This is a genomic window from Pseudomonas sp. SR18 (genome assembly GCF_023701505.1).
Lineage (GTDB): Bacteria > Pseudomonadota > Gammaproteobacteria > Pseudomonadales > Pseudomonadaceae > Aquipseudomonas > Aquipseudomonas cyclaminis.
Map to the genome: position 1 here is coordinate 221,423 of NZ_JAMQAU010000008.1, position 12,942 is coordinate 234,364.

Sequence of the window (12,942 nt, forward strand, 5' to 3'; positions counted from 1 at the left end):
CTTCGGGTTGTGTCTGAAAGCGGGCCAGGCTGCGTTGCAGTCCTTGGCAAGGGAACAACCATTACCAGCGGACTGCGCCTTGCCTGGCCCGCTTTCAGACCTCAACGCGACACAGGAAATAAGTGATGGCAGACCCTAACACCCGTATCGAACGCGACAGCATGGGCGAACTGCAAGTACCTGCCGAGGCCCTGTATGGCGCACAGACCCAGCGCGCGGTGAATAACTTTCCGATCAGCCACCAACGCATGCCGGCGCAGTTCATTCGCGCACTGATCCTGGCAAAGGTTGCTGCCGCCAAGGTTAATATCGACCTCAAGCAAATCAGCGAAGGGCAGGGCAAGGCCATCGTCGATGCTGCCCAAGGTCTGCTGGAAGGCGACTTCATGCAGCACTTCCCGGTGGATATCTTCCAGACCGGTTCCGGCACCAGTTCCAACATGAACGCCAACGAAGTGATTGCGACCCTCGCCAGCCGTCTGCTCGGCGAGGCGGTCAACCCGAACGATCACGTCAACTGCGGCCAAAGCAGCAACGACATCATTCCTACAACCATCCACGTCAGTGCGGCGCTGGTATTGCACGAGCAAACACTGCCGGCGCTGTTGCACCTGGTGCAGGTGATCGAGCATAAGGCTGAAGAAGTCCACCCGTTCATCAAGACCGGCCGCACGCATTTGATGGACGCCATGCCAGTGCGTATGAGTCAGGTACTCAATGGTTGGGCGCAGCAACTCAAGGCCAATATCGGTCATCTGCAAGACCTGCTGCCAAGCCTGCAGGCCCTCGCGCAAGGCGGCACTGCGGTTGGCACGGGGATCAACGCGCACCCGGAATTCGCGGCGCGTTTCAGTCAACAGCTCAGCAGCCTGACGGATGTGAAATTCACCCCGGGCAAAAACCTGTTTGCGCTGATTGGCTCCCAGGACACGGCCGTGGCTGTTTCCGGCCAACTGAAAGCCACCGCCGTATCGTTGATGAAAATCGCCAATGACCTGCGCTGGATGAACTCCGGCCCACTCGCCGGCCTGGGTGAAATCGAGCTGGAAGGCCTGCAACCGGGTTCTTCGATCATGCCCGGCAAGGTCAACCCGGTCATCCCGGAAGCGACTGCCATGGTGGCTGCCCAAGTCATCGGCAATGACACGGTGATCACTGTTGCCGGCCAATCCGGCAACTTCGAGCTGAACGTGATGCTGCCGATCATCGCCCAGAACCTGCTCAGCAGCCTCGAACTGCTGGCCAGCGCCAGTCGCCTCCTGGCGGACAAAGCCATCGCCAGCTTCAAGGTCAATGAGGCCAAGCTCAAGGAAGCGCTGTCGCGCAACCCGATTCTGGTCACCGCACTCAACCCGATCATTGGTTACCAAAAGGCTGCTGAAATCGCCAAGAAGGCCTATCAGCAGGGCCGTCCAGTGATTGATGTCGCCCTTGAACACACCGACTTGCCCCGTAGCCAACTGGAAATCCTGTTGGATCCGGAAAAGCTTACGGCCGGCGGCGTGTAATCACCGACTCTGCTTTGGAGGCTCATATGGAGCACTGGAAACGCACGATCGAACGGGCTAATCGCTGCTTTATGCAGGGCGAACTGGTCGACGCTCGCGAGGCCTATTTGCAAGCCCTGGCCCTGGCTCAAGTGTTGTTCGAACGCTGGGCAGATGCCGACGAAGCAGTGGCGGCCTGCGTCATTTCACATCACAACCTGGCGGATCTGCACTTGCGCCTGAATCAGCCTGAGGAAAGCGCCGAGTACCTCTGCGCCATTCACCAGCGCTTGCTGCAGACCATGCAGGACGCGCGCTTGAGCCCGCAACTGCGGGAAGCGGCCCTGCGCCAGAGCAGCAAGACTTACGTCGAACTGTTGAATTTCATCAGCGATCACGGCGAATACCCGCGCACCCATCGCTTGCTGGGCGGTACTGCGGCGCAACCGACCACGCCTCAATACGGAGTACATTGATATGACTTACACCTTGCCTGCCTTGCCTTATGCCTACGATGCCCTGGAACCGCATATCGATGCGCAAACCATGGAAATTCACTACACCAAGCATCACCAGACCTACATCAACAATCTTAACGCCGCGGTCGAGGGCACCGAGTTTGCCGACTGGCCGGTAGAAAAACTGGTGTCCAGCGTGCAGCAACTGCCGGAAAAACTGCGCGCAGCGGTGATCAATCAAGGTGGCGGCCACGCTAACCACTCGCTGTTCTGGGCGGTGATGTCACCTCAGGGGGGCGGTAAGCCTGAAGGCGCGCTGGGCAAGGCAATTGACGAGCAAGTCGGTGGTTTTGAAAGCTTCAAGGAGGCTTTCACCAAAGCTGCGTTGACCCGCTTCGGCAGCGGTTGGGCCTGGCTGAGCGTTACCCCGCAAAAGACCCTGGTCGTGGAAAGCAGCGGTAACCAGGACAGCCCGTTGATGAACGGCAACACGCCGATCCTCGGCCTCGACGTGTGGGAGCACGCTTACTACCTGCGCTACCAGAACCGCCGCCCGGAATACATCAATGCCTTCTACAGTGTTATCAACTGGCCAGAAGTTGCCGCACGCTATCAGGCTGCTTTGGCCTGACATTGACCTCCATAACAAGATCTAAGGCCGACTATGGGCACTGAAACACTGGCGATCGGCAGCGTGCGGATGTTTCGTTATGCGCTGGGCTCGCTGCTGCTACTGGCAGGTACTGCATTGCTGGTGGCCCACGGGCTGGCCTGGCTGGACCTGCAACCGCGTATCTTGCGCGCCTTGCAGGGCGGTGCGATCTGCGCGCTCGGCACCGCGCTGGGCGCGGTTCCTGTATTGGTGATTCGGCGGATGCCGGTGGCCGTGAGCGATACCTTGCTGGGCTTTGGGGCGGGCGTGATGTTGGCCGCCACCGCCTTTTCGCTGGTGGTGCCAGGCATCGCCGCTGCCGAAAGCCTGGGGCTTACGCCCTGGGGGGCGGGCGGGTTGATTAGTTTCGGCATCATGGCAGGGGCATTCGGACTGTATCTGGTTGACCGCAAGGTCTCCGGCGCGAGTCCGGAAATGTTGGTGGGCACGCCGGATAAACCGGTGATCCCGCCGCGAATCTGGCTGTTCGTGTTCGCCATCATTGCCCACAACATCCCCGAAGGCATGGCGGTTGGCGTCTCGGCGGGCGGTGGCATGCCGGATGCCGATAGCTTGGCCATGGGCATTGCCTTGCAGGATGTGCCCGAAGGTCTTGTGATTGCGTTGGTGTTGGCCGGGGCAGGCATGTCGCGGGCCAAGGCGTTTCTGATTGGCGCTGCGTCAGGCTTGGTGGAGCCGGTGTTTGCCGGGCTCTGCGCCTGGTTGGTGAGCCTGGCTGAAGTGCTGTTGCCGTTGGGTTTGGCATTGGCCGCTGGGGCGATGTTGTTGGTGGTGACCCATGAGGTCATCCCTGAGTCACGGCGCAATGGCCATGAAAAACTCGCCAGTCTGGGATTGTGTATCGGGTTTTGTTTGATGATGGTGATGGATACGGCGCTAGGTTAACGTTAACCCCGCTCCTGTAGGGTGAGTTTACTCACCCTCATCAAAGAAGTTATTGATCAGTGCCACCAGGGCATCCATCGCTTCCTGTTCCTGTTCGCCTTCCGTTTTCAAGTGAATCTTGGTGCCCTTACCGGCCGCCAGCATCATCATTGCCATAATGCTTTTGCCATCGACCATGCTTTCCGGTGTACGCCCTGCCCTGATCTGGCAGGGAAACTGCCCGGCAACGCCGACAAATTTGGCTGAGGCGCGGGCGTGCAGGCCCAGCTTGTTGATGATTTCAATTTCCAGAGCGGGCATCGCGAAGGTGTTCCTTTCAGCTGAGGTCGCGGTGGCGAACCTGGACGTTCTTGAGGGTTTGTTGCAGTACCTGGCCCAGGCGCTCGGTCAGGTATACGGAGCGGTGGTGACCACCGGTGCAGCCAATGGCAATGGTGACATAGGCCCGGTTGCTGGCAGCAAAGCGCGGCAGCCATTTGAGCAGGTAACTGGAGATGTCCTGAAACATCTCCTCCACATCCGGCTGCGCGGCCAGGTATTCGGCTACGGGTAGATCCAGCCCTGACTGGTCACGCAATTCCGGTTTCCAATAAGGGTTGGGCAGGCAGCGCACGTCAAACACGAGGTCCGCATCCACTGGCATGCCGCGTTTGAACCCAAAGGACTCGACAAGAAACGCCGTGCCAGGCTCCGGCTGATTCAACAGGCGCAGCTTGATGGCATCGCGCAGTTGATACAGGTTAAGGCTGGTGGTGTTGATCTTGAGGTCGGCGAGGTCAATGATCGGCCCCAACAACTTGGTTTCGTCCTCGATGGCTTCGGCCAGGGAGCGGTGGGGGCTGCTGAGCGGGTGGCGCCGGCGGGTTTCGGAGAAGCGCTTTAATAACGTCTCTTCGTCGGCATCGAGGTACAGCACATCACAATGGATGTGCTTGGCGCGCACTTCTTCCAGCAATTCCGGGAATCGCGAGAGGTGGCTCGGCAGGTTGCGGGCGTCGATCGAAACGGCAACCAGGGGTTGCGCCAGTTCGGTGTGGATCAGAGCACGTTCCGCCAGCTCTGGCAGCAGGCCGGCAGGCAGGTTGTCGATGCAATAGAAGCCATTGTCCTCAAGAACGTTGAGGGCGGTGCTTTTACCCGAGCCGGAGCGGCCGCTGACGATGATCAAACGCATGGTTACTGCCCGTTTTGCTCATCCAGGACAACTTGGTACAGCGCCTCGTTGCTGCTGGCACTGCGCAGTTTGTCGCGTACTTCCTTGCGGTCAAGCATGCTGGCGATCTGCCGAAGCAGTTCCAGGTGCGCATCGGTGGCGGCCTGCGGGACCAGCAGAACAAACAGCAGGTCGACCGGGGCACCGTCGATGGCGTCGAAATCGATAGGGGCGTCCAGGTGCAGCAGGGCGCTGACAGGTGTTTCGCAGCCTTTGAGGCGACAGTGAGGAATGGCGATGCCGTTGCCAAAACCGGTCGAGCCGAGTTTTTCACGGGCAATCAGAGCCTCGAAGACATCTTGCATCTCCAGCTCAGGCACTTGGCTGCTGATCAGGTTGGCAATTTGTTCGAGGGCTTTCTTCTTGCTGCCGCCCGGCACGTTCACGAGGGAACGGCCGGGGGTCAGGATGGTTTCAAGTCGGATCATGGGTTGGGGGTGTTAGCGGCCAGTGCCATTAAGAAGGCTCTGCTGCTTTTCCTTATGCTTTTTAAGTTGGCGGTCAAGCTTGTCAGTCAAGGCATCAATTGATGCATACATGTCCTCATGCTCGGCATTGGCGACTACTTCGCCACCGGGAATCTGCAGGGTCGCCTCAACTTTCTGCTGAAGCTTGTCGACCTTCATGATGACTTGCACGTTGGTGATTTTGTCAAAATGCCCCTCCAGGCGTTTCAGCTTCAGCTCGACATACTCGCGCAGGGGAGGGGTGACTTCTACATGGTGTCCACTGATGTTGACTTGCATACAGCTTCTCCTTCGTTGCCAGTGCATAAAGCGACGGGTAGGAATACCCGTCACTGGAACGCTGTGGCCCGCCCGTCACATCAAACGCTTGCGCTCGCTGGAAGGCGCGATCCCAAGGGATTCGCGGTACTTGGCGACGGTTCGACGGGCGACCTGAATGCCTTGTGCCTCCAGTAAACCAGCGATCTTGCTGTCACTCAACGGCTTTTTCTGATTTTCCGCAGCAACCAGTTTTTTGATGATCGCGCGGATCGCCGTTGACGAGCATTCGCCGCCTTCGGAGGTGCTTACATGGCTGGAGAAAAAATATTTCAACTCATAAATACCCCGTGGGGTATGCATGAATTTTTGCGTGGTCACGCGTGAAATTGTCGATTCGTGCATGCCTACCGCCTCGGCGATGTCGTGCAGGACCAGAGGCTTCATCGCTTCGTCGCCGTATTCCAGGAAGCCGCGCTGATGCTCGACGATCTGGGTGGCCACTTTCATCAAGGTTTCGTTGCGGCTCTGCAGGCTCTTGATGAACCAGCGGGCTTCCTGCAGCTGGTTGCGCATGAAGGTGTTGTCGGCACTCGTGTCGGCCCGGCGTACAAAGCCGGCATATTGCGGGTTGACCCGCAAGCGCGGCACAGACTCCTGGTTCAGCTCAACCAGCCAGCGCTCGTTGTCTTTGCGCACGATTACATCGGGCACCACGTACTCGGCTTCGCTCGACTCGATCTGCGAGCCCGGACGCGGGTTCAGGCTCTGCACCAGCTCGATGACCTGGCGGAGGTCGTCTTCCTTGAGCTTCATGCGACGCATCAGTTGGCTGTAGTCGCGGCTGCCCAGCAGGTCGATGTAGTCGGTAACCAGGCGCTGGGCCTCAGCGAGCCATGGCGTCTTGGCGGGCAACTGGCGCAGTTGCAACAGCAAGCATTCGCTCAGGGTACGGGCGCCGATGCCGGCCGGCTCGAACTGCTGGATGCGGTGCAGTACCGCTTCAATTTCGTCCAGCTCAATGTCCAGTTCCGGGTCGAAAGCCTCAAGAATTTCTTCGAGCGTCTCGTCCAGGTAACCCTGGTTGTTGATGCAGTCGATCAGGGTGACGGCGATCAGTCGATCGGTATCAGACATCGGTGCGAGGTTCAGTTGCCACAGCAGATGGCTCTGCAGGCTTTCACCGGCGGAGGTGCGGGTGGTGAAGTCCCACTCGTCATCGTCGTTGCTGGGCAGGCTGCTGGCGCTGGTCTGGTAGACGTCTTCCCAGGCGGTATCTACTGGAAGCTCGTTGGGGATGCGTTCGTTCCAATCGCCTTCCTCCAGGTTGTCCACCGTAGGGGCGGTTTCCTGGTAGGACGGTTCCTGCACGTCCGCGTTGGGTTTTTGCTCGATGTTGTCGGCCAACGGGTCTGCGTTATCGAAGTCGTCGCCTTCTTCCTGGCGTTCGAGCATCGGATTGGACTCCAGGGCCTCCTGGATTTCCTGTTGCAGGTCCAGGGTCGACAATTGGAGCAGGCGGATGGCCTGTTGCAGCTGCGGTGTCATCGTCAGCTGCTGGCCCATTCTCAGGACTAGCGATGGTTTCATGGCAGGGGCTTAACACCTTATTCGCCGGCGCAATGCGCCATCCACGACAGGGCGCGTGAGCGCCAAACATAAGCAAATTATATGCCTGATATCGAGGGCTTTGCCTAGAGCGCGGTAACAATAAAAAACCGGAGGTTCTTATTGACTCCCGCGCATCGGGCAAACGACCTGCCACCGCCTTGTTATTACAGGCGGGTTTACAGGCGAAACTCGTGACCCAGGTACACTTCCTTGACCAGTTCATTGGCCAGGATGGTAGCGGAGTCGCCCTCGGCGATCAGTTGTCCATCGTTGACGATATAGGCGGTTTCGCAGATATCGAGGGTCTCACGCACGTTGTGGTCGGTGATCAGTACACCGATGCCCTTGGCCTTGAGGTGATGGATGATCTGCTTGATATCGCCAACCGAGATAGGGTCGACGCCGGCAAACGGTTCGTCCAGCAGGATGAACTTGGGGGCAGTGGCCAGGGCACGGGCGATTTCCACGCGACGCCGCTCGCCACCGGACAGGCTCATGCCAAGGTTGTCGCGAATGTGGTTGATGTGGAATTCCTGCAGCAGGCTTTCCAGTTCCTGGCGACGGCCGTCACGGTCGAGTTCCTTGCGGGTTTCAAGGATGGCCATGATGTTGTCGGCAACCGACAGTTTGCGGAAGATCGACGCTTCTTGCGGAAGATAACCGATACCGGCGCGGGCACGACCGTGCATTGGCTGGTGGCTGACATCCAGGTCGTCGATCAGTACGCGACCCTGATCCGCCTGGACCAGGCCGACGATCATGTAGAAGCATGTGGTCTTGCCTGCGCCGTTGGGGCCGAGCAAGCCGACGATCTGGCCGCTGTCGATCGACAGGCTGACGTCGCGCACGACCTGACGGCTTTTATAGGCCTTGGCCAGATGCTGGGCTTTCAGGGTTGCCATTACTCGGCCTTCTTCTTCGGCTGGATAACCATGTCGATACGCGGACGCGGTGCGGTCACCTTGCTGCCATTGGCGCGGCCGGCGTTGGCGATCTGTTTCACGGTGTCATAGGTGATCTTTTCACCTTCCGTGGAGTTGCCATCGGGGCTGAGCACCTTGGCCTGGTCGATCAGCACAATGCGATTCTGCTGCGCGTGATACTGGATGGTCTTGCCGTAGCCCTTCATCGGGCCGGTGTCGGTCGCGGACTGCTTCTGTTCGAAGTAAGCCAGGTTGCCAACCGAGGTCACGACGTCGATATCACCGGCTTGGGTGCGCGTCAGTGTTACGGTATTGCCGGTGATTTTCATCGACCCTTGGGTGATGATCACACCGCCGGTATAGGTGGCAACACCTTGCTTGTCATCGAGTTGCGCATCGTCAGCCGAGATGTGGATCGGTTGCTGGCTATCGTTCGGCAGAGCCCAGGCGCTCACGCTTCCCAGTGCTGCGCCCAAACCGAGCAAAATAGGGAGAGTTTTAACGAGCCTCATACTGTCCTCTTACGTTCGATAGCAGGTGTATCCTGCTTTCTTTCAAATACGCTTTCATTCCCTTGCCAGTCGATACACCGCCAGCGCCGTCGATTCTAACGTCTTGCTCGGTCTGCGCATATTGCTTCTGCGGGAATACGGTCATGCGACTGCTGGTAATCACCGTGTCGCGGTCTTTTGCGTCCGTGCGTGCAACGCGTACCGAGTCAATCAGTTCTACCTCGGTGCCGTCAGGGTTCACCTCGCCACGCTTGCTGGTGACATGCCACGGAAATTCTGTGCCGCGGTACAGGTTCAGGTCCGGGTTGGTCAGCAGGGTGACTTCGGTGGCCTTCAAGTGTTCGACTTTGTCCGAGGTCATTTCGTACTGCAACTTGCCGTCGGGCAGGAACTGCACGCTATAGGCGTTGGTGGCGTAATAGTCGATAGCCCCTCCGTCGACCTGTGCAGCAGGCTGGTCGAGGAAGCGCCCCGGGCTGATATTCCAGTAGCCCACCGCGAGCAGCAGCGCGGCGATGACCCCGAATAGCAGGAAGTTGCGAATCTTTTTACTCAGCATAAAACGCTCTATAGGTAGGCGGCGTGTGCCGCTTCAAGGCTGCCCTGGGCTCGCAGGATCAGTTCGCAGAACTCGCGGGCCGCACCTTCGCCGCCACGGGCAGAGGTGATGCCATGGGCGTGCTCGCGAACAAACGCCGCCGCATTGGCGACGGCCATGCCCAGGCCCACTCGGCGAATGACCGGCAGGTCGGGCAGATCATCGCCCAAGTAGGCGACCTGCTCATAGCTTAGGTTGAGTTGGCCAAGAAGCTCGTCCAGAACCACCAGTTTATCCTCGCGGCCCTGATACAGGTGAGGAATCCCCAGATTTTGTGCGCGGCGTTCCACAACGGGGGTTTTCCGGCCGCTGATAATCGCGGTCTGCACGCCCGCAGCCATCAGCATTTTGATGCCCTGGCCGTCGAGGGTGTTGAATGTCTTGAATTCACTGCCATCTTCGAGGAAGTACAAGCGACCATCGGTCAGCACGCCGTCAACGTCGAAAATCGCCAGCTTGATGTTCTTGCCGCGTTGCAACAGGTCGCTGGTCATTTACATCACTCCCGCACGCAACAAGTCGTGCATGTTCAGGGCGCCGACCGGGTGGTCGTCGCTATCGACCACCACAAGGGCGCCGATCTTGTGGTCTTCCATGATCTTCAAGGCTTCGGCTGCCAGCATTTCAGGGCGGGCGGTCTTGCCGTGCGGGGTCATCACGGCGTCGATGGTCGCCGTATGGATATCGATGGTGCGGTCCAGGGTACGGCGCAAGTCACCGTCAGTGAATACCCCGGCCAGGCGCCCGTCAGCTTCCAGGATCACGGTCATGCCCAAGCCCTTGCGGGTCATTTCCATCAGCGCGTCCTTCAGTAACGTGCCGCGTTGGACGTGGGGCAATTCATCGCCCGAGTGCATGACGTTTTCCACTTTCAGCAGCAGACGGCGGCCCAGTGCGCCACCAGGGTGGGAAAATGCGAAGTCTTCAGCGGTGAAGCCCCGGGCTTCAAGCAGCGCAACGGCCAGGGCGTCGCCCATGACCAGGGCTGCGGTGGTGGAGGAAGTCGGCGCCAGATTCAGCGGGCAGGCTTCGTGGGCCACATGCACATTCAGATTCACCTCGGCCGCCTTGGCCAGCGTCGACTCTGGATTGCCAGTGACGCTGATCATCTGGATGCCCAGACGCTTGATCAGCGGCAGCAGGGTCACGATTTCGTTGGTGGTGCCAGAGTTGGACAGTGCCAGGATGACGTCATCCTTGGTGATCATGCCCATGTCGCCGTGGCTAGCCTCGGCGGGATGCACAAAAAATGCGGTGGTCCCGGTGCTGGCCAGGGTGGCGGCGATCTTGTTGCCGACGTGGCCCGATTTGCCCATGCCGACCACGACAACGCGGCCTTTGCTGGCCAGAATCATCTCGCAGGCGCGTACGAAATCTGCGTCGATATGGGCCAGCAAGCCTTCTACGGCTTCGACTTCGAGGCGGATGGTGCGTTGTGCGGATTGAATAAGGTCGCTGGATTGGCTCATGTCTGAAATCGTATAGCCTGACGAAAAGTCGGCGATTATAGCGGTAATGATCAATTCCCTCACGCAAGTTCGTCAGGCTTTGTTCTTTGGGTTCCTGAGATCGATCCTCAGCAACACAGTCGGCAACGTTTTTTCCCTGTCCTGAAACTGAACTAGCGCCGTTCCGGCCTTGGGCGCGTTGTACCAGCAGTGATATAGTTCGCCGCCAGTTCGGTCCGCCCAGCCCATGAGGCTATCTATATGCGTCGCCGTTGCAAACGTTTGTCGCATGCGTGGTGTCTGAGTGAGAGGCTGCATCCCAAGGAGTTTAGATGAGTGCCGATAACGCCTACGCGGTCGAGCTGAAGGGACTGACCTTCAAGCGCGGGACGCGCAGCATCTTCAATAACGTCGATATTCGCATTCCCCGTGGCAAGGTCACGGGCATCATGGGGCCGTCCGGTTGCGGCAAGACCACCCTGTTGCGGCTGATGGGCATGCAATTGCGCCCCAGCGCCGGCGAAGTGTGGGTCAACGGCCAGAACCTGCCGACGCTGTCGCGCAGCGATCTGTTCGATGCGCGCAAGCACATGGGCGTGCTGTTCCAGAGCGGTGCGCTGTTTACCGACCTCGATGTGTTCGAGAACGTGGCGTTCCCGCTGCGGGTGCACACCCAGCTGTCCGATGAAATGATTCGTGACATTGTGTTGCTGAAATTGCAGGCCGTGGGCTTGCGTGGTGCCATTGACCTGATGCCCGACGAACTGTCCGGTGGCATGAAGCGTCGTGTGGCCCTGGCGCGCGCCATTGCGCTCGATCCGCAGATTCTCATGTACGACGAGCCCTTCGTCGGTCAGGACCCGATCGCCATGGGCGTGCTGGTTCGCCTGATCCGTCTGCTCAACGACGCCCTGGGCATCACCAGTATCGTGGTGTCCCACGACCTCGCAGAAACCGCGAGCATTGCCGATTACCTCTATGTAGTCGGCGATGGCCAGGTGCTGGGGCAGGGTACGCCCGAAGAGCTGATGAACGCCGATAACCCGCGCATTCGCCAATTCATGACTGGCGATCCCGATGGCCCTGTGCCTTTTCACTTTCCGGCAGCGGATTACCGCTCAGATCTTCTGGGGAAGCGCTGATGCGCAAGACATCTCTTATCGAAAAGGTTCGCCTTTTCGGTCGCTCGGGCATCGACATCGTCGAGGTGCTGGGTCGTTCGACGATTTTCCTGTTTCACGCCTTGCTCGGTCGCGGTGGCATTGGTGGCGGCTTTGGCCTGTTGCTCAAGCAACTGCATTCGGTGGGCGTGATGTCCCTGGTGATCATCGTGGTCTCCGGGGTCTTCATCGGTATGGTGCTGGCATTGCAGGGCTTCAATATCCTGTCCAGCTACGGGTCGGAGCAGGCAGTGGGGCAGATGGTTGCCCTGACGCTGCTGCGTGAGCTGGGGCCGGTGGTGACCGCGTTGCTTTTCGCCGGTCGTGCGGGCTCCGCGTTGACTGCCGAAATCGGCAACATGAAGTCCACCGAACAGCTGTCCAGCCTCGAAATGATCGGCGTGGACCCCCTCAAATACATTGTTGCCCCGCGCCTGTGGGCCGGCTTCATCTCCCTGCCATTGCTGGCGATGATCTTCAGCGTGGTTGGTATCTGGGGCGGTTCGTGGGTGGCGGTAGACTGGCTGGGTGTCTATGACGGCTCCTACTGGGCCAACATGCAAAACAGCGTGACCTTTAGCGGTGACGTGCTCAATGGCGTTATAAAGAGCATCGTCTTCGCCTTTGTAGTGACCTGGATCGCCGTATTCCAAGGCTATGACTGTGAGCCCACTTCAGAAGGGATCAGTCGCGCCACCACCAAGACCGTTGTGTACGCCTCGCTGGCAGTACTGGGCCTTGACTTCATTTTGACCGCCTTGATGTTTGGAGATTTCTGATGCAAAACCGCACTGTGGAAATCGGTGTCGGCCTTTTCTTGCTGGCTGGCATCCTGGCTTTACTGTTGCTGGCTCTTCGAGTCAGCGGCCTTTCGGCCAGCCCCACCGCCGATACTTATAAACTTTACGCATACTTCGACAATATCGCCGGTTTGACTGTCAGAGCTAAAGTGACCATGGCCGGTGTAACCATCGGCAAGGTCACGGCAATCGATCTGGACCGCGACAGCTTCACCGGGCGAGTGACCATGCAGTTGGACAAGAAGGTAGATAATCTGCCGACCGACTCCACTGCATCTATCCTCACTGCGGGGCTGCTGGGCGAGAAGTACATCGGTGTCAGCGTGGGCGGGGAAACAGCCCTGCTCAAGGATGGTTCGACCATCCACGACACGCAGTCGTCGCTGGTGCTTGAGGACCTGATCGGAAAATTTTTGCTCAATACGGTCAATAAAGACGCCAAATGAGGA

Annotated in this window: 17 protein-coding genes; 7 read left to right on the plus strand and 10 right to left on the minus strand. The window is 58.8% G+C overall.

Translation table 11 applies throughout. The features are described 5' to 3' along the window. The first annotated feature begins 125 nt into the window (after positions 1 to 125). The 4 genes from NDJ82_RS14515 to NDJ82_RS14530 are packed head-to-tail and all read left to right on the plus strand — an operon-like array spanning position 126 to position 3,503. Entirely contained in the window at positions 126 to 1,508 is a 1,383-nt protein-coding gene (locus NDJ82_RS14515; RefSeq protein WP_250925749.1) for a class II fumarate hydratase, read from the plus strand. A 26-nt stretch (positions 1,509 to 1,534) separates the two neighbouring features. Beyond that, positions 1,535 to 1,963: a DUF2753 family protein gene (locus NDJ82_RS14520; protein ID WP_099587116.1), complete on the plus strand. Its 429-nt coding sequence runs from the start codon at positions 1,535 to 1,537 to the stop codon at positions 1,961 to 1,963. Between the two features lies 1 nt (position 1,964). Then, complete coding sequence (locus NDJ82_RS14525; RefSeq protein WP_112193483.1) at positions 1,965 to 2,576, plus strand: superoxide dismutase; 612 nt, start codon at positions 1,965 to 1,967, stop codon at positions 2,574 to 2,576. A gap of 33 nt (positions 2,577 to 2,609) precedes the next feature. Then, positions 2,610 to 3,503, plus strand: coding sequence for a ZIP family metal transporter (locus tag NDJ82_RS14530; RefSeq protein WP_250925750.1), 894 nt, complete (start codon positions 2,610 to 2,612; stop codon positions 3,501 to 3,503). A 27-nt stretch (positions 3,504 to 3,530) separates the two neighbouring features. Here NDJ82_RS14530 and NDJ82_RS14535 read toward each other — a convergent pair whose 3' ends face one another. The 10 genes from NDJ82_RS14535 to NDJ82_RS14580 all read right to left on the minus strand — a co-directional run bounded on the left by NDJ82_RS14535 (position 3,531) and on the right by NDJ82_RS14580 (position 10,554). Further along, positions 3,531 to 3,803, minus strand: a complete 273-nt coding sequence (locus NDJ82_RS14535; protein ID WP_003216108.1) for an HPr family phosphocarrier protein — start codon at positions 3,801 to 3,803, stop codon at positions 3,531 to 3,533. A 16-nt stretch (positions 3,804 to 3,819) separates the two neighbouring features. Next, entirely contained in the window at positions 3,820 to 4,677 is an 858-nt protein-coding gene (rapZ, locus tag NDJ82_RS14540) for an RNase adapter RapZ (protein WP_099587119.1), read from the minus strand. A gap of 2 nt (positions 4,678 to 4,679) precedes the next feature. Next, positions 4,680 to 5,144, minus strand: a complete 465-nt coding sequence (gene ptsN, locus NDJ82_RS14545) for a PTS IIA-like nitrogen regulatory protein PtsN (protein ID WP_027604813.1) — start codon at positions 5,142 to 5,144, stop codon at positions 4,680 to 4,682. 12 nt (positions 5,145 to 5,156) lie between these two features. Beyond that, on the minus strand, positions 5,157 to 5,462 hold the full coding sequence (gene hpf / locus NDJ82_RS14550; RefSeq protein WP_099587121.1) for a ribosome hibernation-promoting factor, HPF/YfiA family: 306 nt from the start codon (positions 5,460 to 5,462) through the stop codon (positions 5,157 to 5,159). A 75-nt stretch (positions 5,463 to 5,537) separates the two neighbouring features. Further along, complete coding sequence (locus NDJ82_RS14555) at positions 5,538 to 7,031, minus strand: RNA polymerase factor sigma-54 (protein WP_099587122.1); 1,494 nt, start codon at positions 7,029 to 7,031, stop codon at positions 5,538 to 5,540. Between the two features lie 197 nt (positions 7,032 to 7,228). Beyond that, positions 7,229 to 7,954 (minus strand): LPS export ABC transporter ATP-binding protein, encoded by a 726-nt coding sequence (gene lptB / locus NDJ82_RS14560; RefSeq protein ID WP_004372092.1) that lies wholly within the window; start codon positions 7,952 to 7,954, stop codon positions 7,229 to 7,231. Next, entirely contained in the window at positions 7,954 to 8,487 is a 534-nt protein-coding gene (gene lptA, locus NDJ82_RS14565) for a lipopolysaccharide transport periplasmic protein LptA (protein WP_027604809.1), read from the minus strand. The genes lptB and lptA overlap by 1 nt, the downstream gene beginning before the upstream one ends. Further along, complete coding sequence (lptC, locus tag NDJ82_RS14570; RefSeq protein ID WP_099587123.1) at positions 8,474 to 9,046, minus strand: LPS export ABC transporter periplasmic protein LptC; 573 nt, start codon at positions 9,044 to 9,046, stop codon at positions 8,474 to 8,476. Before lptC ends, lptA begins: the two co-directional genes overlap by 14 nt. 8 nt (positions 9,047 to 9,054) lie before the next feature. Then, positions 9,055 to 9,579 carry a KdsC family phosphatase gene (locus NDJ82_RS14575; RefSeq protein WP_058414321.1) on the minus strand — a complete coding sequence of 175 codons (525 nt, stop codon included), beginning with the start codon at positions 9,577 to 9,579 and terminating at the stop codon, positions 9,055 to 9,057. Next, positions 9,580 to 10,554: a KpsF/GutQ family sugar-phosphate isomerase gene (locus tag NDJ82_RS14580; protein WP_099587124.1), complete on the minus strand. Its 975-nt coding sequence runs from the start codon at positions 10,552 to 10,554 to the stop codon at positions 9,580 to 9,582. Between the two features lie 311 nt (positions 10,555 to 10,865). On the opposite strand from NDJ82_RS14580, the gene NDJ82_RS14585 reads away from it, so the two are divergent. The 3 genes from NDJ82_RS14585 to mlaD are packed head-to-tail and all read left to right on the plus strand — an operon-like array spanning position 10,866 to position 12,939. Beyond that, positions 10,866 to 11,675, plus strand: a complete 810-nt coding sequence (locus tag NDJ82_RS14585; RefSeq protein WP_003171811.1) for an ATP-binding cassette domain-containing protein — start codon at positions 10,866 to 10,868, stop codon at positions 11,673 to 11,675. Next, positions 11,675 to 12,472, plus strand: a complete 798-nt coding sequence (mlaE, locus tag NDJ82_RS14590; RefSeq protein WP_099587125.1) for a lipid asymmetry maintenance ABC transporter permease subunit MlaE — start codon at positions 11,675 to 11,677, stop codon at positions 12,470 to 12,472. Before NDJ82_RS14585 ends, mlaE begins: the two co-directional genes overlap by 1 nt. Further along, a complete protein-coding gene (gene mlaD / locus NDJ82_RS14595; protein ID WP_003171814.1) occupies positions 12,472 to 12,939 on the plus strand; it encodes an outer membrane lipid asymmetry maintenance protein MlaD in 468 nt (155 codons plus the stop codon). The genes mlaE and mlaD overlap by 1 nt, the downstream gene beginning before the upstream one ends. Positions 12,940 to 12,942 lie beyond the last annotated feature (3 nt).

What these genes read in the sequence shown, in the direction of transcription:
- ptsN (WP_027604813.1), bottom strand. Translation starts at nt 5,144, where the DNA reads ATGATCCGACTTGAAACCATCCTGACCCCCGGCCGTTCCCTCGTGAAC.
- lptB (WP_004372092.1), bottom strand. Translation starts at nt 7,954, where the DNA reads ATGGCAACCCTGAAAGCCCAGCATCTGGCCAAGGCCTATAAAAGCCGT.
- lptA (WP_027604809.1), bottom strand. Translation starts at nt 8,487, where the DNA reads ATGAGGCTCGTTAAAACTCTCCCTATTTTGCTCGGTTTGGGCGCAGCA.
- lptC (WP_099587123.1), bottom strand. Translation starts at nt 9,046, where the DNA reads ATGCTGAGTAAAAAGATTCGCAACTTCCTGCTATTCGGGGTCATCGCC.
- NDJ82_RS14555 (WP_099587122.1), bottom strand. Translation starts at nt 7,031, where the DNA reads ATGAAACCATCGCTAGTCCTGAGAATGGGCCAGCAGCTGACGATGACA.
- rapZ (WP_099587119.1), bottom strand. Translation starts at nt 4,677, where the DNA reads ATGCGTTTGATCATCGTCAGCGGCCGCTCCGGCTCGGGTAAAAGCACC.
- NDJ82_RS14520 (WP_099587116.1), top strand. Translation starts at nt 1,535, where the DNA reads ATGGAGCACTGGAAACGCACGATCGAACGGGCTAATCGCTGCTTTATG.
- NDJ82_RS14575 (WP_058414321.1), bottom strand. Translation starts at nt 9,579, where the DNA reads ATGACCAGCGACCTGTTGCAACGCGGCAAGAACATCAAGCTGGCGATT.
- NDJ82_RS14530 (WP_250925750.1), top strand. Translation starts at nt 2,610, where the DNA reads ATGGGCACTGAAACACTGGCGATCGGCAGCGTGCGGATGTTTCGTTAT.
- NDJ82_RS14525 (WP_112193483.1), top strand. Translation starts at nt 1,965, where the DNA reads ATGACTTACACCTTGCCTGCCTTGCCTTATGCCTACGATGCCCTGGAA.
- mlaE (WP_099587125.1), top strand. Translation starts at nt 11,675, where the DNA reads ATGCGCAAGACATCTCTTATCGAAAAGGTTCGCCTTTTCGGTCGCTCG.
- mlaD (WP_003171814.1), top strand. Translation starts at nt 12,472, where the DNA reads ATGCAAAACCGCACTGTGGAAATCGGTGTCGGCCTTTTCTTGCTGGCT.
- NDJ82_RS14515 (WP_250925749.1), top strand. Translation starts at nt 126, where the DNA reads ATGGCAGACCCTAACACCCGTATCGAACGCGACAGCATGGGCGAACTG.
- hpf (WP_099587121.1), bottom strand. Translation starts at nt 5,462, where the DNA reads ATGCAAGTCAACATCAGTGGACACCATGTAGAAGTCACCCCTCCCCTG.
- NDJ82_RS14580 (WP_099587124.1), bottom strand. Translation starts at nt 10,554, where the DNA reads ATGAGCCAATCCAGCGACCTTATTCAATCCGCACAACGCACCATCCGC.
- NDJ82_RS14585 (WP_003171811.1), top strand. Translation starts at nt 10,866, where the DNA reads ATGAGTGCCGATAACGCCTACGCGGTCGAGCTGAAGGGACTGACCTTC.
- NDJ82_RS14535 (WP_003216108.1), bottom strand. Translation starts at nt 3,803, where the DNA reads ATGCCCGCTCTGGAAATTGAAATCATCAACAAGCTGGGCCTGCACGCC.